The 19663-nt window shown below is 45.5% G+C and carries 15 protein-coding genes; 11 read left to right on the forward strand and 4 right to left on the reverse strand.

Going from position 1 to position 19663, the window contains the following annotated elements; genetic code table 11:
* Positions 1–78: 78 nt before the first annotated feature.
* Positions 79–831 carry a DUF1853 family protein gene (locus B853_RS04015; protein ID WP_038885287.1) on the reverse strand — a complete coding sequence of 251 codons (753 nt, stop codon included), beginning with the start codon at positions 829–831 and terminating at the stop codon, positions 79–81.
* Between the two features lie 132 nt (positions 832–963).
* Here B853_RS04015 and B853_RS04020 point away from each other — a divergent pair, with 132 nt between their 5' ends.
* Positions 964–1722, forward strand: a complete 759-nt coding sequence (locus B853_RS04020; RefSeq protein WP_038885286.1) for a Nif3-like dinuclear metal center hexameric protein — start codon at positions 964–966, stop codon at positions 1720–1722.
* 227 nt (positions 1723–1949) lie between these two features.
* Here B853_RS04020 and B853_RS04025 read toward each other — a convergent pair whose 3' ends face one another.
* Positions 1950–3239, reverse strand: a complete 1290-nt coding sequence (locus tag B853_RS04025) for a citrate synthase (protein WP_010446823.1) — start codon at positions 3237–3239, stop codon at positions 1950–1952.
* A 395-nt stretch (positions 3240–3634) separates the two neighbouring features.
* Between B853_RS04025 and sdhC the strand changes: the two genes are divergently transcribed.
* The 8 genes from sdhC (at position 3635) to sucD (ending at position 13257) form a co-directional block, all read left to right on the forward strand.
* Positions 3635–4027 (forward strand): succinate dehydrogenase cytochrome b556 subunit, encoded by a 393-nt coding sequence (gene sdhC, locus B853_RS04030; protein ID WP_005426687.1) that lies wholly within the window; start codon positions 3635–3637, stop codon positions 4025–4027.
* Positions 4021–4365, forward strand: a complete 345-nt coding sequence (gene sdhD, locus B853_RS04035) for a succinate dehydrogenase, hydrophobic membrane anchor protein (protein WP_010446829.1) — start codon at positions 4021–4023, stop codon at positions 4363–4365. The genes sdhC and sdhD overlap by 7 nt, the downstream gene beginning before the upstream one ends.
* On the forward strand, positions 4366–6132 hold the full coding sequence (gene sdhA, locus B853_RS04040; RefSeq protein WP_010446832.1) for a succinate dehydrogenase flavoprotein subunit: 1767 nt from the start codon (positions 4366–4368) through the stop codon (positions 6130–6132).
* A gap of 18 nt (positions 6133–6150) precedes the next feature.
* Complete coding sequence (locus B853_RS04045) at positions 6151–6861, forward strand: succinate dehydrogenase iron-sulfur subunit (protein ID WP_038885285.1); 711 nt, start codon at positions 6151–6153, stop codon at positions 6859–6861.
* 92 nt (positions 6862–6953) lie between these two features.
* Positions 6954–9779, forward strand: coding sequence for a 2-oxoglutarate dehydrogenase E1 component (gene sucA, locus B853_RS04050; protein WP_010446836.1), 2826 nt, complete (start codon positions 6954–6956; stop codon positions 9777–9779).
* Between the two features lie 28 nt (positions 9780–9807).
* Positions 9808–11016: a 2-oxoglutarate dehydrogenase complex dihydrolipoyllysine-residue succinyltransferase gene (gene odhB / locus B853_RS04055; RefSeq protein WP_010446837.1), complete on the forward strand. Its 1209-nt coding sequence runs from the start codon at positions 9808–9810 to the stop codon at positions 11014–11016.
* A gap of 202 nt (positions 11017–11218) precedes the next feature.
* The gene (gene sucC, locus B853_RS04060; RefSeq protein ID WP_005426700.1) at positions 11219–12385 is read left to right on the forward strand and encodes an ADP-forming succinate--CoA ligase subunit beta; all 1167 of its coding nucleotides are present in this window, start codon (positions 11219–11221) and stop codon (positions 12383–12385) included.
* Positions 12385–13257, forward strand: a complete 873-nt coding sequence (gene sucD / locus B853_RS04065) for a succinate--CoA ligase subunit alpha (RefSeq protein ID WP_005436989.1) — start codon at positions 12385–12387, stop codon at positions 13255–13257. Before sucC ends, sucD begins: the two co-directional genes overlap by 1 nt.
* 112 nt (positions 13258–13369) lie before the next feature.
* Here the strand turns inward: sucD and znuB are convergent, their stop codons facing one another.
* Both znuB and znuC read right to left on the reverse strand, forming a co-directional pair.
* Positions 13370–14155, reverse strand: coding sequence for a zinc ABC transporter permease subunit ZnuB (gene znuB, locus B853_RS04070; protein WP_038885283.1), 786 nt, complete (start codon positions 14153–14155; stop codon positions 13370–13372).
* Positions 14148–14936, reverse strand: a complete 789-nt coding sequence (gene znuC, locus B853_RS04075) for a zinc ABC transporter ATP-binding protein ZnuC (protein WP_010446843.1) — start codon at positions 14934–14936, stop codon at positions 14148–14150. Before znuC ends, znuB begins: the two co-directional genes overlap by 8 nt.
* Positions 14937–15014: 78 nt before the next feature.
* On the opposite strand from znuC, the gene znuA reads away from it, so the two are divergent.
* Positions 15015–15896: a zinc ABC transporter substrate-binding protein ZnuA gene (znuA, locus tag B853_RS04080; RefSeq protein WP_038885282.1), complete on the forward strand. Its 882-nt coding sequence runs from the start codon at positions 15015–15017 to the stop codon at positions 15894–15896.
* Positions 15897–16104: 208 nt separating this feature from the next.
* Positions 16105–19497: an AraC family transcriptional regulator gene (locus tag B853_RS04085; RefSeq protein ID WP_038885281.1), complete on the forward strand. Its 3393-nt coding sequence runs from the start codon at positions 16105–16107 to the stop codon at positions 19495–19497.
* The last annotated feature ends 166 nt before the right edge of the window (positions 19498–19663 follow it).

A 19663-nucleotide genomic window follows, 5' to 3' on the forward strand; every position in this document is an offset into this window, starting at 1 on the left:
TWACCGTTTCCCGTTTCCCGTTTCCCGTTTCCCGTTTCCCGTTTCCCGTTTCCCGTTTCCCGTTTCCCGTTTCCCGTATTAGTTTGGCCAAGTATCTGGTACAACAAACCAAAATTCCCCGCTCTTAGTTTGAGCGTGAATGAACCTATCGGATGGCTTATTGATTGGCTCTAAGAACTCCTCATTGCCTATTGCCCAAAGCGGTTTAGAAAGGGCGTAAAGCGGCTGTTCGACTTGCTCCCATTGACTTTGGTAGCACCAGTAACCGGATATTTGATTTGGGTCCAATTCGTATCCTAAACAGCTTGTTGGGATAGGTTCTGCAGAAAAAGGGTTAACGTAAAGACGTCCCTGCATCAGGAGGTGCTCACTCGGGATATGGTCTAAAGGCAGTTGCTGATGGAACTCTTCTCTCTGGCTCATCTTTAGCTGGTGGGTGAGCATACGTTCGAGTTTCTTATGCAGTTGGTCGTGTGCATTCGGCCCATACCAAATGCCTTCATGCAGCAAGTAAAACTTGATGGCCACTTCCCAATGCTCATGCTGTTTGGTTTCTTGATTTTCGAGGATCAAATCGACGGCGCCAATTGTGCGACCGGTAGCATCATTGAGTTGAATCTCTTCGGCAACCAACTCATATCGGGAGGAGCAAGTCAGCAACTTGGTACAAAGATGTTGGTATAGAAAGCCGAGTCGTGGGTTGCCATCGTAATCTTCATTGTCTGGTAGCGGCAATGCCGGAATATCTTCAACAGTGACAAAGGGCGTTTGAAGTTTAAAAAGTGGTGGGGTGTTAGCAATCCATTGATAGAAACGTTGTAGAGAATTCATCCATTATCCTTGTTGTCACGGGCAAAGCGTCTTTATTGTATCTAAATTTATTTGACTTGGGGATGCCACAACTGGCATCTCGATTGCGGTTCGAGATACACTTTGCTCAAGCCACAAGTATTGGAAGTAAAAATGAATAATTTACAGCTGGAAAAGCTCCTTAACGAGAAACTGTCGCCGCAACTGATTAAAGACTATGCACCTAATGGTATGCAAGTAGAAGGCAAATTAGAAATCAAACGCATCGTGACAGGTGTCACTGCTTCACAAGCGCTGATCGATAGAGCCATCGAGTTAGATGCTGATGCACTGCTTGTTCACCACGGCTACTTTTGGAAAGGCGAGCCAGAGCCAATTCGTGGTATGAAAGGAAAGCGTATCCGAAGCTTGATCAAAAATGATATCAACCTATATGGCTACCACTTACCGTTAGACATTCATCCTGAACTTGGTAACAACGCAGAACTTGCACGTTTGCTAGACATTGAAGTGGAAGGCGGCTTAGAAGGACATCCTCAATCGGTAGCGATGTTTGGTCGTTTGAAACAGGCAATGACAGGTGCCGACTTCGCGAACAAAATCAATCAAGTACTAAACCGTGAACCTTTGCATATTGCCCCTGACAATGCAGACAAAATGATTGAGAAAGTTGGCTGGTGTACTGGCGGTGGTCAGGATTTCATTGAGCTTGCTGCTCAGCATGGATTAGATGCATTTATTTCGGGTGAGATCTCGGAGCGCACCACTTACACGGCTCGTGAGTTAGACATTCATTATTTCTCAGCTGGCCACCATGCAACCGAACGTTACGGCATTAAAGCGTTGGGTGAGTGGTTAGCGCAGGAGCATGGCTTAGACGTCACGTTTATCGATATTGATAACCCAGTATAAAAGGGCAGGGCTTTGTCCTTTGCTATGAGAGACTGTTGTACTTCGGGATCTGAAGGGAGAATAGATCCCCAACTCGCTCGTCCCTCGCTCTTGAGGGTGACGAAGTACTCGGACCCCGCACGAGCGCTATCCCGCATCCATAGGGCTTCAGCTTGTTCCTGAGTTCCTTAAATAAAGAAAGGGTTGACGCTTTCACGCCAACCCTTATTTTTATTCGATTCTAACCGTTACTCACGCTCGTGCAATGGAGAGAACTCACGTTGAGTTTCACCAGTGTATAGCTGACGAGGACGACCGATTCGGTTTAGTGGGTCGCTGTGCATTTCGTTCCAGTGAGCGATCCAACCGATAGTACGAGAAATCGCGAAGATTACCGTAAACATCGATACAGGAATACCGATCGCTTTTAAGATGATGCCTGAGTAGAAGTCTACGTTCGGGTAAAGCTTCTTAGACACGAAGTATTCGTCAGAAAGTGCAATACGCTCAAGTTCCATTGCTACATCTAGTAGTGGATCTTTGATGTTCAGCTCTTTTAGCACTTCGTGACATGTTTCACGCATTACTGTTGCACGTGGGTCGTAGTTCTTGTAAACGCGGTGACCGAAGCCCATCAGACGGAATGGGTCATCTTTGTCTTTCGCACGCTCTACATACTCAGGAATGTTATCTACGCTGCCAATCTCTTCAAGCATCTTCAGACACGCTTCGTTTGCACCACCGTGCGCAGGACCCCATAGAGAAGCAATACCTGCGGCAATACACGCAAACGGGTTCGCGCCAGAAGAACCAGATAGACGAACCGTTGACGTTGAAGCGTTTTGCTCGTGATCTGCGTGAAGTGTGAAGATTTTATCCATCGCACGCGCAACAACAGGGTTTACTTCGTATTCTTCACATGGGTTTGCGTACATCATGTGTAAGAAGTTTTCTGCGTAGTTTAGGTCGTTACGAGGGTAAATAAACGGCTGGCCGATTGAGTACTTATAACACATCGCCGCCAATGTTGGCATTTTCGATAGCAGACGGTAAGCCGCAATTTCGCGGTGCTCGTCGTTGTTGATATCTAGTGAATCGTGGTAGAAGGCCGCTAGTGCACCAACTACGCCACACATTACTGCCATTGGGTGAGCGTCGCGACGGAAGCCATGGAAGAAGCTTGCGATTTGCTCGTGCACCATAGTATGGCGAGTAACAGTTGTTTTGAATTGCTCGTATTGCTCACGGGTAGGGGCTTCGCCATAAAGCAGGATGTAACATACTTCCAAGTAATCTGCGTTATTGGCTAATTGATCAATCGGGTAACCGCGGTGCAAAAGAATACCTTTGCCGCCATCGATGTATGTGATTGATGATTCACAAGATGCAGTGGCAAGAAAACCTGGGTCAAAAGTAAAGTAACCATTGGCTCCCAGTTTACGAACATCAATTACAGGTGTACCTAGCGTACCGTCCATAATTGGCAGTTCGATCGGCGCATGACCTTCAACATGAAGGGTAGCTTTCTTATCCGCCATAACAATCTCCTTTGTTTATTATTTAATCCGTCCAGGATGTTTATGTGCCATTTTTGTACTGTTGTTAAAGCTTAAAGTCAATTTTTCTCCATTTTTGTGTGCACTTGTTATGATTTTTCTCATGAAAATCGTTAAAAATCTGTTCTATGTAGCATAATTTGTTACATCAATTGTATTAGAATGTTGCTGGTCGTATATTGGCACAGAAAATTTTAGTTAAATCCTTATAAATTCGGGGCTGGAAACAAAAGTGAGGTTTGTTTGCGGACTCCGGTTGTTAACAAAGTGTTTACAATTATCTCTAGGTATATTGCGAGTATTTGTTAATCAAATGTTAACTTTTGCACATTTGGAAGCTGAAATTAGTTATAACAATAAATGCTCAATGGAGCTGAGTGAGCAAGCCCGTGAAAGAAAGAAAGTCAAGACCTGTTAATTTAGATTTACAGACCATCCGCTTTCCCATCACAGCAATCGCGTCAATCCTACACCGTGTGTCGGGAGTGATTACGTTTGTTGCGGTGGGCATATTGCTTTGGTTACTGTCCATTTCTCTGTCATCCCCTATGGGTTTTATGGAAGCCGCTGACATTGTCGATAGCTTCTTCGTGAAATTCATTCTGTGGGGCATTCTAACTGCACTTGCCTACCACATTGCTGGTGGTGTTCGTCACCTACTGATGGACCTAGGCCACTTTGAAGAACTCGAATCCGGCGCGATGAGCGCGAAAGTCGCGTTTGGTGCTACTGCAGTGTTATCACTATTGGCGGGGATCTTGGTATGGTAAAACACGTTTCTTCATTTGGTCGTAACGGTGTCCACGATTTCTTATTGATTCGTGCATCAGCGATCATTATGACTTTATACACGATTTATCTGGTTAGCTTTTGTGCCTTCACAGATATCTCTTATGCATCTTGGACCCAATTCTTTGGTGGAACATTCACTAAAGTCTTCACCATGTTGGCACTTGTTTCAGTACTGATTCACGCGTGGATTGGTTTGTGGCAAGTATTAACCGATTACATTAAGTGCGCGAAACTTCGTGGTGCACTTCAACTTGGTGTTATTGCCGTGCTATTCGGCTATGTCTTCTCTGGTCTATTTATTCTGTGGGGTGCGTAAGTGTCTATTCCAGTTCGTGAGTTTGATGCCGTAGTAATCGGCGCTGGTGGTGCAGGTATGCGCGCTGCACTACAAATTTCGGAGCAAGGCCTTTCTTGTGCTTTGCTATCTAAAGTATTCCCAACTCGTTCACACACTGTTTCTGCTCAAGGTGGTATTACGGTTGCGCTAGGTAACGCGCACGAAGACCATTGGGAACAGCACATGTACGATACGGTTAAAGGTTCTGACTATATCGGTGACCAAGACGCAATCGAGTACATGTGTAAGAACGGTCCTGAATCTGTTATCGAGCTAGAGAAAATGGGTCTTCCTTTCTCTCGTTTTGATAACGGCACTATTTACCAACGCCCGTTTGGTGGTCAGTCAAAGAACTTTGGCGGCGAGCAAGCGGCACGTACAGCGGCAGCAGCTGACCGTACTGGTCACGCACTTCTGCACACGCTTTACCAACAGAACATCAAGCACAAAACAACGGTATTTTCTGAGTGGTATGCTCTTGATATCGTTAAAAATGAAGATGGTGTTGTTCTAGGCTGTACAGCGCTATGCATGGAAACGGGTGAAGTGTGCTACTTCAAATCGAAAGCAACTATCTTAGCAACTGGTGGTGCAGGCCGTATTTACGCATCAACAACTAACGCGCACATCAATACTGGTGATGGTGTTGGTATGGCACTTCGTGCGGGTGTTCCGATGCAAGATATGGAAATGTGGCAGTTCCACCCAACGGGTATCGCTGGCGCAGGTGTGCTTGTAACCGAAGGTTGTCGTGGCGAGGGTGGTTACCTTCTTAATAAAGACGGCGAACGTTTCATGGAACGTTACGCACCAAACGCGAAAGACCTTGCTGGTCGTGACGTGGTTGCACGTTCAATGATGATTGAAATCCGTGAAGGTCGTGGCTGTGATGGCCCTTGGGGTCCACACATTAAACTGAAACTTGATCACTTGGGTAAAGAGACTCTGGAGTCTCGTTTACCAGGTGTTTGTGAGCTGTCTCGTACGTTTGCTCACGTTGATCCGGTCAAAGAGCCAATCCCTGTAATTCCTACTTGTCACTATATGATGGGTGGTATTCCTACTCAGGTATCAGGCCAAGCGATTCGCCAGGACGAGAATGGCGGTGACGTTGAAGTTCAAGGTCTATTTGCTTGTGGTGAGATTGCTTCTGTATCGGTACACGGTGCAAACCGCCTAGGTGGTAACTCACTGCTTGACTTGGTGGTATTTGGTCGTGCGACGGGCCTTCATCTGGGTGAAACACTGCTTAAACAAGCTGACGCGAAACCTGCTACAGAAGCTGATATTGAACGTTCACTAGAGCGTTACAACCGTTGGGAAAATAGTACTGACGGTGAAGACCCAGCGCAAATTCGTAAAGACCTACAACAGTGTATGCAAAACAACTTCTCGGTATTCCGTGAAGGTGATGCAATGGCAAAAGGTCTAGTAGAGCTGAAAGCTATCCGTGAACGTCTGAAAAACGCTCACCTTGCTGATAAGTCGACTGAGTTCAACACACAACGTATTGAGTGTCTTGAACTAGAAAACTTGATGGAAACGGCTTATGCGACGGCGGTTGCGGCTAACTACCGCACAGAAAGCCGTGGTGCGCATGCTCGTTTTGACTTCCCAGACCGTGATGATGAGCAGTGGCTATGCCACTCTATCTACAACCCAGAAACGGAAGCAATGACGAAACGTGGTGTAAACATGGAGCCTATCCATCGTGAAGCATTTCCACCAAAAGCACGTACGTACTAAGGAAAGGAGGGTAATATTATGAAACTGAATTTCTCTTTGTACCGCTACAATCCTGATGTCGACCAAAAGCCGTACATGAAAGACTACACGCTTGAAGTGGAAGAAGGATCAGACATGATGCTTCTGGATGCCTTGATTCTATTAAAAGAGCAAGATCCTAGCATTGCGTTTCGTCGTTCATGTCGTGAAGGTGTATGTGGCTCTGATGGCCTAAACATGAACGGTAAGAATGGCCTTGCGTGTATTACGCCACTTTCAGCGCTTCAAGGCGACCAGATTGTCATCCGTCCATTACCTGGTCTACCAGTAGTACGCGATCTTATCGTTGACATGACACAGTTCTACGATAACTATGCGAAAGTTAAGCCTTTCTTGATTGATGATGGTGCTCTACCACCATCTCGTGAAAACTTACAGTCGCCAGATGAGCGTGCCCATTTAGATGGATTGTACGAATGTATCATGTGTGCATGTTGTACAACGTCTTGTCCATCATTCTGGTGGAACCCAGATAAATTTATCGGCCCTGCTGGTCTTTTAGCGGCTTATCGCTGGCTAATTGATAGCCGAGATACAGCAACTGATGAACGTTTGTCCGATCTTGATGATGCATTTAGCGTTTTTCGTTGCCATGGCATCATGAATTGTGTAAGTGTTTGTCCTAAGGGGCTAAATCCTACGAAAGCCATCGGTCACATCAAGTCGATGCTAGTGAATCGTTCGATTTAATTAACAACAAAAATTGCCGCTCCACTTGGAGCGGCTCTTAATAGCTCGGCGCAGACCGAAGCAAACGTGAAAACTACTGGTTAAGGGAAAATATGCACAACGGCGTGATGAAGGCATGGCTCGAGTCTTCACACTTGGCTGGCGCCAATGCAACGTATGTAGAGGACCTCTACGAACTGTATCTAAGTGACCCCGATCTGGTAAGTGAGGAGTGGAAACGTGTATTCGATGAGTTGCCTAAGAACTCAGAAGAAGTGGCTGATCAGCCGCACTCGCGTGTCCGCGACTACTTCCGACGACTCGCTCAAGAAACAAAGCATTACAGTGTCCAGGTTAGTGATCCAGATGTCGACGCTAAGCAAGTAAAAGTTCTCCAGCTTATCAACGCATACCGCTTCCGCGGTCATGAAGCTGCTGAACTTGATCCTCTAGGTTTATGGCAACGCCCACCTGTGGCGGAGCTAGACCCTGCATTCCACAATCTCACCGAAGATGACTTCGCAGAAACTTTCAACGTAGGTTCTTTTGCCATTGGCCAAGAAACGATGCAGTTGAAAGACATCTACTCAGCACTGAAGAAAACCTACTGTGGTTCTATCGGTGCAGAATACATGCACATGACAGACACAGAGCAAAAGCGTTGGATCCAACAACGTCTTGAATCTGTCGTTGGTCAGCCATCTTTCGATAAAGACGAAAAACGTACATTCCTTGAGGAGCTAACGGCTGCTGAAGGGCTTGAGCGTTACTTGGGTGCGAAGTTCCCAGGTGCGAAGCGTTTCTCTCTGGAAGGTGGTGATGCACTGATTCCGATGACAAAAGAGCTGATCCGTCATGCTGGTACAAGTGGCATGCGTGAAGTGGTTATCGGTATGGCTCACCGTGGACGTTTGAACATGCTTGTTAACGTTCTTGGTAAGAAGCCGCAAGATTTGTTTGATGAGTTTGCGGGTAAGCATGATGAAACATGGGGTACGGGTGACGTTAAGTACCACCAAGGTTTCTCTGCAGACTTTGCAACGCCAGGTGGTGATGTTCACCTCGCGCTAGCCTTCAACCCATCTCACCTTGAGATTGTAAACCCAGTAGTTATTGGTTCGGTTCGTGCTCGTCAAGATCGCTTAGGTGACTTTGATGGAAGCCGCGTACTGCCTATTACTATCCATGGTGACTCTGCAATCGCAGGTCAGGGTGTGGTAGCAGAGACGTTCAACATGTCTCTTGCTCGTGGTTTCTGCGTTGGCGGTACGGTCCGTATTGTCGTTAACAACCAAGTTGGCTTCACTACGTCGAACCCTCGTGATACACGTTCGACTATGTACTGTACTGATATCGCGAAGATGGTTCAGGCACCAATTTTCCACGTTAATGCAGACGATCCAGAAGCGGTTGCTTTCGTAACACGCATTGCACTGGATTACCGTAACGAGTTCAAACGTGATGTTGTGATTGATTTGGTTTGTTACCGTCGTCACGGTCACAACGAAGCGGACGAGCCGAATGCGACTCAGCCGTTGATGTACCAAAAAATCAAAAAACATCCAACGCCTCGTAAGCTATACGCTGATGTTCTTATCGACAAAAACGAATCAGATATCGAGGTGGCGACCCAGCTAGTTAATGAGTACCGTGACGCACTTGATAAAGGTGAGGTTGTGGTAAAAGAGTGGCGTCCAATGGCACTTCACTCAGTGGACTGGTCACCATACCTTGGTCACGACTGGGATGTAGAGTGGGACAACAAGTTTGATGCAACTCGCTTGAAAGAGCTAGGTCAACGTCTGATTCAATACCCAGATAGCCATAAGCTGCAAAGCCGTGTAAACAAGCTTTACAATGATCGTTCTGCAATGATCAGCGGTGAAAAGGCGATTGACTGGGGTATGGCTGAAACATTGGCATACGCAACGCTGGTTGATGATGGCAAGCGTATTCGTATCTCAGGCCAGGACTCTGGACGTGGTACTTTCTTCCACCGCCACTCAGTTCTGCATAACCAGAACGATGCAAGCACCTACATCCCGCTGGCGAATATTCATGACAAACAAGGTCCATTCCAAGTCTTTGACTCAGTGTTGTCAGAAGAAGCGGTATTGGCGTTTGAATATGGTTACGCTACAGCAGAGCCAAGTGGCTTGACCATTTGGGAAGCACAGTTCGGTGACTTCGCAAACGGTGCACAAGTGGTGATTGACCAGTTCATCTCGTCAGGTGAGCAAAAGTGGGCTCGTCTGTGTGGCCTAACTATGCTGTTACCACACGGTTATGAAGGTCAAGGTCCAGAGCACTCATCAGCGCGTCTGGAGCGTTACCTACAATTATGTGCTGAACAAAACATGCAGGTTGTAGTGCCATCTACACCAGCTCAGGTTTACCACATGATCCGTCGTCAGGTGGTGCGTCCTATGCGTCGCCCACTGATTGTTATGTCACCTAAGTCGCTACTGCGTCATCCACTTTGTACTTCAACGTTGGAAGAGTTGTCTGATGGCACATTCCAACCAGCAATTCCAGAAACTGATAATCTGGAGCCAAGCAAAGTGAAACGTGTTGTGTTCTGTTCGGGTAAGGTTTACTTCGACTTGCTAGAACAGCGTCGCAACAACGAACAAGATGATGTGGCTATTGTGCGTATCGAGCAGCTTTATCCATTCCCGATGGATGAGGTTCAAGCCGCTATTGCACAATACACGAATGTTGAAGATTTCGTATGGTGTCAGGAAGAGCCTCAAAACCAGGGTGCTTGGTACTGTAGCCAACACAACTTCCGTGCTGCTATCCCAGCAGGCGCAGATCTTAAATACGCAGGTCGCCCAGCTTCTGCTTCGCCAGCAGTAGGCTACATGTCGGTGCACTTGAAACAACAAAAAGCGTTGGTTGAAGACGCTCTGAACGTGAACTCAAAAACTTCGAATTAAGAACTAGAAGTTAAAGGAAGAAACAGATATGACAATTGAAATTCTGGTTCCAGATTTACCTGAATCAGTTGCTGACGCAACCGTAGCGACATGGCACAAACAACCAGGCGACGCAGTAGAGCGTGATGAAGTTCTGGTTGACATCGAAACCGATAAAGTTGTGCTTGAAGTACCTGCTCCGGAAGCGGGCGTATTAGAAGCTATTATTGAAGAAGAAGGTGCAACAGTACTTTCTAAGCAGTTGATCGCCAAGCTTAAGCCAGGCGCAGTAGCAGGCGAACCAACAACAGATTCAACAGAAGACAAAGAAGCGTCTCCTGATAAGCGTCATAAAGCAACGCTAACAGAAGAGAGCAACGATGCGCTAAGCCCAGCAGTTCGTCGTCTTCTTGCTGAACACGGCCTAGAAGCTAGTCAAGTGAAAGGCTCTGGTGTCGGCGGTCGTATTACTCGCGAAGACATCGAAGCGCACCTTGCAAACGCAAAAGCGGCACCGAAAGCAGAAGCTCCAGCAGCAGTTGAAGCGCCTGCAGCAGCTCGTAGCCAAAAACGTGTACCAATGACGCGTCTACGCAAGACAGTAGCAAACCGTCTTCTAGAAGCGAAAAACAACACGGCAATGCTAACCACGTTTAACGAAGTGAACATGAAGCCAATCATGGACCTTCGCAAGCAATACAAAGACCAGTTCGAAGAGCGTCACGGCACTCGTCTTGGCTTCATGTCTTTTTACGTGAAAGCAGTAACTGAAGCACTAAAACGTTACCCAGAAGTGAATGCATCTATCGATGGTGATGATATCGTTTACCACAACTACTTCGACATCAGCATGGCGGTTTCTACGCCACGTGGTCTAGTGACTCCAGTTCTAAAAGACTGTGACACACTAGGTTTTGCTGATATCGAGAAAGGCATCAAAGAGCTAGCAATCAAAGGCCGTGACGGCAAGCTAACGGTTGATGAGTTGATGGGCGGTAACTTCACTATCACCAATGGCGGTGTATTTGGTTCATTGATGTCTACGCCAATCATCAACCCACCACAATCGGCAATCTTGGGCATGCACAAAATCCAAGAGCGTCCAATGGCGGTTGACGGCAAAGTAGAAATCTTGCCAATGATGTATCTAGCACTATCTTACGATCACCGTTTGATTGATGGTCGTGAATCTGTGGGTTTCCTAGTAACCATTAAAGAGCTACTAGAAGATCCAGCACGTCTGTTATTAGACGTTTAATATCGCTAAAACGTCGAGTTGTCCTTGATAGCTCGACGTCCACGATATCCAAGGCTAGACTGGCTCAGCGTCTGGCCTTCACTTGAACTGCGCCCGATAAATACATAAGCAGTTGATTTGAGAAGACCCTACAGACGCACCGCATGAAGTGGTGTTATGGAAATAATAAATCCCTTGAGGGATAAACAAACGGAATATCAAAATGAATTTGCATGAATACCAAGCCAAACAGCTGTTTGCAGAATTCGGTTTGCCTGTACCGGAAGGCTACGCATGTGATACGCCACAAGAAGCTTTCGAAGCAGCAGGTCGCATCACTACTGAAAAGAAAGTTGTAAAATGTCAGGTTCACGCTGGTGGCCGCGGTAAAGCGGGCGGCGTTGAGCTACACGATACAAAAGATGGCGTAAAAGAATTCGCACAAAAATGGCTAGGTAAGAACTTGGTTACTTACCAAACAGACGCAAATGGTCAGCCTGTTACTAAAATCCTTGTAGAAGAAGCGTCTAACATCGCTAACGAACTTTACCTTGGTGCGGTTGTTGACCGTGCAACTCGTAAGATCGTTTTCATGGCTTCGACTGAAGGTGGTGTGGAAATCGAAAAAGTTGCGGAAGAAACGCCGGAGCTAATCCACAAAGCAGCAATCGATCCACTAGTAGGGCCTCAGGCTTACCAAGGTCGCGAGCTAGCGTTCAAACTTGGTCTTGAAGGTGACCAAATCAAACAATTCGTTAAGATCTTCATGGGTCTTGGCACTATGTTCTCTCAGTACGACCTAGCGCTACTAGAGATCAACCCACTGGTTATTACTGGCGAAGGCAACTTGCTGTGTCTTGACGGTAAGATCAACATCGACTCAAACGCGCTATACCGTCAGCCTAAGCTTCGTGAAATGCACGATCCTTCACAAGAAGACGAGCGTGAAGCACACGCAGCTCAGTGGGAACTGAACTACGTAGCACTAGATGGCAACGTTGGCTGTATGGTTAACGGTGCGGGTCTAGCGATGGGTACAATGGACATCGTAAACCTACACGGTGGTAAGCCTGCTAACTTCCTAGATGTAGGTGGCGGCGCGACAAAAGAGCGTGTAGCAGAAGCATTCAAGATCATCCTATCTGATGACAACGTGAAAGCCGTTCTAGTAAACATCTTCGGCGGTATTGTACGTTGTGACATGATCGCAGAAGGCATCATCGGTGCAGTGAAAGAAGTTGGTGTAACTGTACCTGTTGTTGTTCGTCTAGAAGGTACTAACGCAGACCTAGGTCGCGAAGTTCTTGCTAATTCTGATGTTGATATCATTGCTGCTGAGTCGCTAACAGATGCTGCTCAGAAAGTTGTTGCTGCTGCGGAGGCTAAATAATGTCTGTACTAATTAACAAAGACACTAAAGTAATCTGTCAGGGCTTCACTGGTGGTCAAGGTACTTTCCACTCAGAGCAGGCAATTGCTTACGGTACACAAATGGTTGGTGGTGTATCTCCAGGTAAAGGTGGTCAAACTCACCTTGGTCTTCCTGTATTCAACACGGTACGTGAAGCAGTAGAAGTGACTGGCGCAACAGCAACAGTTATCTACGTTCCAGCACCATTTTGTAAAGATGCAATCCTAGAAGCGATCGACGCAGGTATCGAGCTTATCGTAACAATCACTGAAGGCATCCCAACAACAGATATGATCGACGTAAAAGTGAAGCTAGAAGAAACTGGCGTTCGCATGATCGGTCCTAACTGTCCGGGTGTTATCACGCCTGATGAGTGTAAGATCGGTATCATGCCTGGTCACATCCACAAGAAAGGTAAAGTGGGCATCGTTTCTCGCTCAGGTACACTAACGTACGAAGCGGTTAAGCAAACGACTGACGAAGGCTTTGGCCAGTCAACGTGTGTTGGTATCGGTGGCGACCCAATCCCAGGTTCAAACTTCATCGACATCCTGAAGCTTTTCCAAGAAGACCCTGAAACAGAAGCAATCGTAATGATTGGCGAAATCGGTGGTACTGCGGAAGAGGAAGCTGCGGCTTACATCAAAGAAAACGTAACGAAGCCAGTGGTTTCTTACATTGCGGGTGTTACTGCTCCTCCTGGTAAGCGTATGGGTCACGCTGGTGCTATCATCTCTGGTGGTAAAGGTACTGCAGAAGACAAATTCGCAGCACTAGAAGCAGCTGGCGTTAAGACTGTGAAATCTCTAGCGGAGATTGGTAAAGGTCTACGTGAAGTGACGGGTTGGTAATCAACCAAACCGCTGTATAAGCATTAAAAAGCCTGCGATTTCGCAGGCTTTTCTATTTCTGGTCCATCTTGATTCGCGTCTCAAGCATGGTTTTTTCTAACACTCAGTGCGATTATGCTTTGCGCCTAATCAGTTGGCTAAGCATAAACAGGGTCGTCGCGCTAATCACAACGGAAGGGCCAGCTGGAGTATCGAGATGCCAAGACAGGCTCAGACCCATCAGCACAGCGATCGAACCGATAATCGAAGCAAACAGTGCCATTTGTTCTGGCGAAGAAGAAACTTTACGCGCAGTTGCGGCTGGGATGATCAATAGCGAGGTCATGATCAATGCACCAACAAATTTCATTCCGACTGCAATCACTACACCTACCATAAGCATCAGTACTAGACGCACTAAATCGGTGTTCACTCCTTCAACAGCAGCAAGCTCTTCGCTTACTGTGCTGGATAGCAATGGGCGCCAGAACAGATACAAACAAGCGCTGACTGCGACAACACCAGCATAGATGAACATCAGATCTTGAGGTGATACCGCCAATAGGTCACCAAACAAGTAGCTCATTAGGTCGACACGAACGTTGTCTAAGAAACTCACCGATACTAAACCGATAGATAGAGCACTGTGCGCTAAGATGCCCAGCAAAGTATCTGTTGCGACAAGCTGTTGCTTTTGAAGTGTCACTAGCAGTACCGCTAAAGCGAGACAGCAAACAAGCAGTGCAAGGTATAGATTTATATCTAGTAGGAAGCCAAGTGCTAACCCCATCAAAGACGCATGTGCAAGCGTATCACCGAAGTAAGCCATTTTGCGCCATACCACGAATGAGCCAAGTGGGCCTGCGATGATAGCGATACCAATACCGGCCAGAATTGAAGGCAATAAAAACTCAATCATGATGATGGTGTCCGTGAGAATGGTTTGAACAAGATGTCGCGTCACCCGTCACTGGTGATCCAGCCAAGTCGTGATGATGGTGTTCATGGTCGTGATGGTAAAACGCTAAAGACTCACGAGCGGCGTTACCAAATAACGCAATATAAGAAGGGTGTTGAGTAATGGTTGCTGGTGAACCTGAACAGCACACATGGTGATGTAAGCAAATTACATCATCAGTTTTTGCCATGACTAAATGCAGGTCGTGCGAAACCATAAATACGCCACAATCAAAGCGATGGCGAATGCTCTCTATCAGATCATATAAGTCGATTTGACCTTGTACGTCGACACCTTGAGCTGGCTCATCCAGCACTAATAACTCTGGGCGCTGCAGGAGCGCACGGGCAAGCAGTACACGTTGATTCTCACCACCAGAAAGACGGTGCATGTTGCTTGCGATGAGGTGTTCAGCACCGACAAGCTTTAATGCATCGAGACATTCTTGCTTACTGTATTTTCCTGCTAAGTTTAAGAAGCGGATAACAGTCAGTGGTAACGAGTCATTGAGTTTCAGCTTTTGAGGTACGTAGCCAATTTTCAGTTTACGTTGTCTAATTAGCTTGCCACTAGTTGGCTTTTGGAGACCTAAAATGACTTTAACTAACGTCGATTTTCCCGCTCCATTGGGACCAATTAGGGTGGTGATCTTGCCCTTTTCTAATTCCATAGTGATATTATCGAGAACTCTGCGTTCGTCAAATTCGACGCATAACTGCTCAAGACGGACTAGTGAAGACATGAATGAAACTCATTTGCAATTCAATAATGTTATAATGTAACATTATCTCACTTTCCACGCCATACCCCAAGAAAAACTATGAAAAGAGCCATCATTCTTGCCGTTTCTACATTATTGACAGTGCCTGTTCATGCAGTAACGGTGTTAACCAGTATTAAGCCAATTCAAATGATCGCCACAGAACTGACGGAAGGCGTTACATCGCCAGACGTTTTGCTGCAATCAAATGCGTCACCTCATGACTATGCGCTTCGTCCATCAGATGTGAAGAAAGTAGCTTCTTCCGATCTCGTTATTTGGTTTGGCCATGACCTTGAGCCATTTCTCGAGAAGGTAGTCACAGACAAAGGAAATAAGCTAACGATTAGTCAAATTCCTGGTTTGTCATTGCGAGAGTTTGGTAGTGAACATGATCACGACCATGACGGCCATAACCATGGCACTCATGACCCGCACTTCTGGTTAGGCATTGAAACTGTTCAACAGGTTGCGAAAGCTATTGCTAGCAAGTTAGCTGAAGTTGACCCTGAACATGCTGCAACTTATGCGGAAAATTTAAACAAGTTTGAAATTCAGTTGAAAGCAACTGATGCAGAAATTAAACAGCAACTCACACCAGTAAAAGACAAAGGTTATTTTGTATTTCATGATGCTTACGGATACTTCGAAGAGCGTTATGCACTGAATCAAATGGGGCACTTTACCGTATCTCCTGATCGCAAACCTGGCGCAAAAACACTGATTCAAATTCGTAAGACGTTGAGCACGGGTGATGTGGCGTGTGTTTTCTCTGAACCTCAATTTACACCAGCTGTGATAGAAAGTGTCATGCGAGGCAATGATGTGAAAGCGGGAGTACTTGACCCGTTAGGCACTGATATTGAAGTTAGCTCAGGGAGTTACTTTGAGTTTCTTCACAGTATGTCGAACAGTTTTAGTCAATGTTTGAGCGAAAAGTAACAATTGTGTTGTGCTTGTCTGCATCGAATCTGTTTTTAACGTGATCCAGCAGTAAGATTTGACAGCAATCGTGAGTCGAAACTTTTATCGCACGGGAATTGATATATTATTAGCATAATTAGCGCTTCGAAATAACGATACTTTAAGCCTGACCATGGATTGTTGAAAGGCATATGAAGCGCAATATTATGTTATTAAGGGTTTCGACTTGCTCCGTACTATCACCCAGCTATGGTTGGGTATTTTGCTTTCCTTTCCAGTACTTGCGCTTGATAGTGCCAGTGCAATCTTCTACCCATTACCGACTCAGATAAAGGGTACGTTCATTGCTGCCCAACACCTTTTTTCTGGAGAGCAGGGCGGCTTGTGGATTCATGACGTGCATGGCCGAGTGCTTTTTTATGATGGTAGTAACCTTCAGCCCAAGTCAGGTAGTTTGCTAGATTTTTCTGTAGATCAAGTTGCTTATATTGATGGGGCGTTTTGGACATTTTTCAATAACGAAGTCTATAGAACCAAGCCAAATCAAGAACGAAAGTTAATTTTTAGTTTGAATCCAGGTGCTCAAATTAGAAAAATTGGTGCATCAGGTGACTATATCTGGGTTAGTGATGGTTCGCAGTTTTACACTTACCATGTCGCTCAAAATAAGCTCGAGGCGTACTCATTGCTTCAGTTGTATCAACATAGCAACAACAGCCATGTTTACATCAATGACGCTATTTTCGTAAAAACGCGCTGGGTATTAGCAACGAACTCAGGGGCGTACTTATCTGAAGGGAAGCGATTTAATCATGTTGTCGCTTCTAAAAAGCACTTCATTGAAAAAGTTTATTATTCAGCCTCAAGGCGTGAGATCGTCATTGGTTCCCTAAAAGGGGCGCTAGTGTTCAGCCTAGAAAATGCAGAGCAACCGATTGTAAGAATTGGCGATTCGCATGTATTGGCAATAGCAGAAACGAATCAAGAGTATTGGATAGGTACAGAGCATGGGCTCTTCGTTCATTCGTTCTTATCCGGTGAGACCTCTAAGGTAACCGCTGCCAGTTTCCAAGAGCTCGATTTGAGTCAAAGTAAAATCTACTCATTGCTTAATGACAACATGGGCGGTATGTGGGTTGCGACAAATCGTGGTATTCGATATTACTCGATGTTTAGCAAAAAATTTGAGCGAATGACTTTCGATGGTGGGCATCGAATTGCTGATCTCAACAAAATTACGCAAACCTACACAGGGCCAAAGGATCAGCTGTGGTTATCAAGTGGTCGGAATGTGTATCTGCGCAGTAATGATAGTACCAAACTCATCATTCAAGCTCAGAACGAGATTACACAGTTTGCTATAAGAGAGAAGCAGATTTGGATTGCTACCAATGATGGCCTTCAAGTTTATGACTTATATACACAACAATGGGTTGAGCTTCCATATCTGAGGGCATTAGCGGGAGCGCCAATAGAGCACATTATTAATACAGATGAAGGAAAAATCTGGCTTGCCCGTGGAAAAAGCCTTTTCTACATCGACCCTAGTAAGCAGTTGCTACGTAACTTAGGCGATGATTGGCTCGTTGCAAAATATCTTCCTGCGAAAATAACCCGATTATTTGCTTCTAGCTCTGAACTGATTATTGGTACTGACCATGGTTATTATCAGTATGATGGCGAAAAAATACGATTTAATCACTTTTCGGCAAGTTATGGAGAGGTACTAGATATTGTCGAATCAACCGATGGGGCATATTGGTTTGCTTCGGCGTATGGCGTATTCAAAACTCAGCTACGTAGTAATGAACAAGTATCCATGGCGTTGCGGATTGATAATGCTCGTCCGGCCTGCATGTTAGCTGACTCTGAAGGTGTCTGGCTTTCATCATCCGTAGGTTTAAGTTATTACCGATTATCTGGTGAATTAGTCAAACACTACTCTTCAGCTTCTGGGTTGATCAACAATGAATTTACCTCAGGGGTTTGTAATCAGCTTTCTCATCCTGAGAGTAACCATAAAACATTAGTGTTTGGCTCAAAATATGGTTTGGTTAAGGCTGACTCCACAACCCTGCTTGTGTCTAAATCTCCTGAATCCAAAGTGATTATTAGCCGGGTGTCCTCGGAAAGTGGTGTGATTCAAGTTGGCGGTGGGGAGCTTAATGACACTTATATTCCGTATGGGTCTTCGGTGAGCTTTTTATTCGGTGTGATGCCAAAACCGAATACCCAAGTACTTCACTTTAGACTCAATACCTATGATGAGTGGCAAGTGCTAGAAGGCGGACAATTGAACTTAGAGCATCTGAGTTCTGGTCACTACACACTTCAAGTTAGCAGCGGTGAGCAAGTTATACGCGGTCAGGTGGGGGCTGAGTTTCAATTTACGGTATTAGAACCTTGGTATCGTACGTCATTTGCTATTTTTAGTTTTGTTATGACGCTGCTGTTCGTGTTTGGAGCTGGTTACTGGCGGTCACGTTATGTCCTTCAACATAATAAAGAGTTGGCGGCGCAGGTAACATTAAAAACTAACCAGCTTCGTCATCAAAGTCGGGTATTACTCTCTAGTAATCAGCAACTACGTAAGCAAATTCAAGTGAGAAACCTGCTCGTTGATCACGTGGCAAGCTCCATAAAAACAAGTATTGACGTCTTTGCTAAGTTTGTTCCTGATGATTGCGATGAATCGACACAAGATCATTTGAAGAAAGCATATTGGCAGCTTAATGAATTAAAAGTAGTACCGGTAGAGAACACTGGGAATGCTCAGAGTTATGATTTGAATCAAATTACCAGTTCAGTGATTGACGTGTGGCGGGAAGACTTTAAAAAAGCAGGCTTAGAGCTAGAGTTTCAGGATGTTGAAAGCCACAGCAGAGTTGTACTGGAAAGCTTTAATCTTGATGTGATCTTTAATACAGTTTTCGCCAATATTATTAAACGTTCCTATCGAGGTCAGTCCGTCAGGGTTTCAATCGGGGAAGACGAGCAGCATATCACTTTAACCATGTTGGATTTTGGTAATCAACTCCCTTCTAAACTGACGTTTGGTAAGCCAATATCAATGAACCAAGTGGATCTGAGTATTGAGCAGTTATCAACGTTGGTTGAAGCTAGTGGAGGGAAGTTATCGATTATAAGCTCTGATACGCAGAATAAGTTCGACATTACGTGGCCGAAAGTTCATTTCACGGATGAACAACTCGAGCATGTAATGATGAATAGCTTCGATGACGTGTTAGAGCCGACTAGGCAAGAGCCAGTTAAGATGTCACCAGAACAAGAGTGGCTCAACAAAGTTTATCAGCTAGTGAGTGACAATTTCTCCGACGCTGAGTTTGGTACTGCCTCTGCTGCAAAATTGCTGTTTATGTCAGAAAGAAGCTTACAACGACGTTTTAAATCAGCGTCATCTCGTACTTTTAAAGATTATCTTACCGAAGTTCGCTTAGAAACAGCATGCGAGCAGCTCTTAGCTGGTGAGAAAATTAGCGAGGTCGCGTTTAATTGTGGCTTTAATGACCCTTCTTATTTTAGTCAGAAGTTTAGACTGCATTTTGGACTGCCACCGTCCAAGTTCGCAACGACTCAAGAGAGCCAAACAAGCCTATAGCTCTTAATTCGATATGACTTAGCCCAGCCGTAGCGCTGGGCTTTTTTACGCTTGTCGTGCGAGCTGCTTATAGAACAAAGCAAACTAAATGTTGGTTTGTTGGATATCCGCTTTAATTTCTACGAGATACGAGATACGAGATACGAGATACGAGATACGAGATGTC

Origin of the sequence: Vibrio rotiferianus CAIM 577 = LMG 21460 (assembly GCF_002741985.1) — a bacterium.
Classification (GTDB): domain Bacteria; phylum Pseudomonadota; class Gammaproteobacteria; order Enterobacterales; family Vibrionaceae; genus Vibrio; species Vibrio rotiferianus.

Coding starts and splice junctions, on each gene's coding strand:
- B853_RS04015 (WP_038885287.1), bottom strand. CDS start 831: ATGAATTCTCTACAACGTTTCTATCAATGGATTGCTAACACCCCACCA.
- B853_RS04020 (WP_038885286.1), top strand. CDS start 964: ATGAATAATTTACAGCTGGAAAAGCTCCTTAACGAGAAACTGTCGCCG.
- B853_RS04025 (WP_010446823.1), bottom strand. CDS start 3,239: ATGGCGGATAAGAAAGCTACCCTTCATGTTGAAGGTCATGCGCCGATC.
- sdhD (WP_010446829.1), top strand. CDS start 4,021: ATGGTAAAACACGTTTCTTCATTTGGTCGTAACGGTGTCCACGATTTC.
- B853_RS04045 (WP_038885285.1), top strand. CDS start 6,151: ATGAAACTGAATTTCTCTTTGTACCGCTACAATCCTGATGTCGACCAA.
- sucA (WP_010446836.1), top strand. CDS start 6,954: ATGCACAACGGCGTGATGAAGGCATGGCTCGAGTCTTCACACTTGGCT.
- odhB (WP_010446837.1), top strand. CDS start 9,808: ATGACAATTGAAATTCTGGTTCCAGATTTACCTGAATCAGTTGCTGAC.
- sucC (WP_005426700.1), top strand. CDS start 11,219: ATGAATTTGCATGAATACCAAGCCAAACAGCTGTTTGCAGAATTCGGT.
- sucD (WP_005436989.1), top strand. CDS start 12,385: ATGTCTGTACTAATTAACAAAGACACTAAAGTAATCTGTCAGGGCTTC.
- znuB (WP_038885283.1), bottom strand. CDS start 14,155: ATGATTGAGTTTTTATTGCCTTCAATTCTGGCCGGTATTGGTATCGCT.
- znuC (WP_010446843.1), bottom strand. CDS start 14,936: ATGTCTTCACTAGTCCGTCTTGAGCAGTTATGCGTCGAATTTGACGAA.
- znuA (WP_038885282.1), top strand. CDS start 15,015: ATGAAAAGAGCCATCATTCTTGCCGTTTCTACATTATTGACAGTGCCT.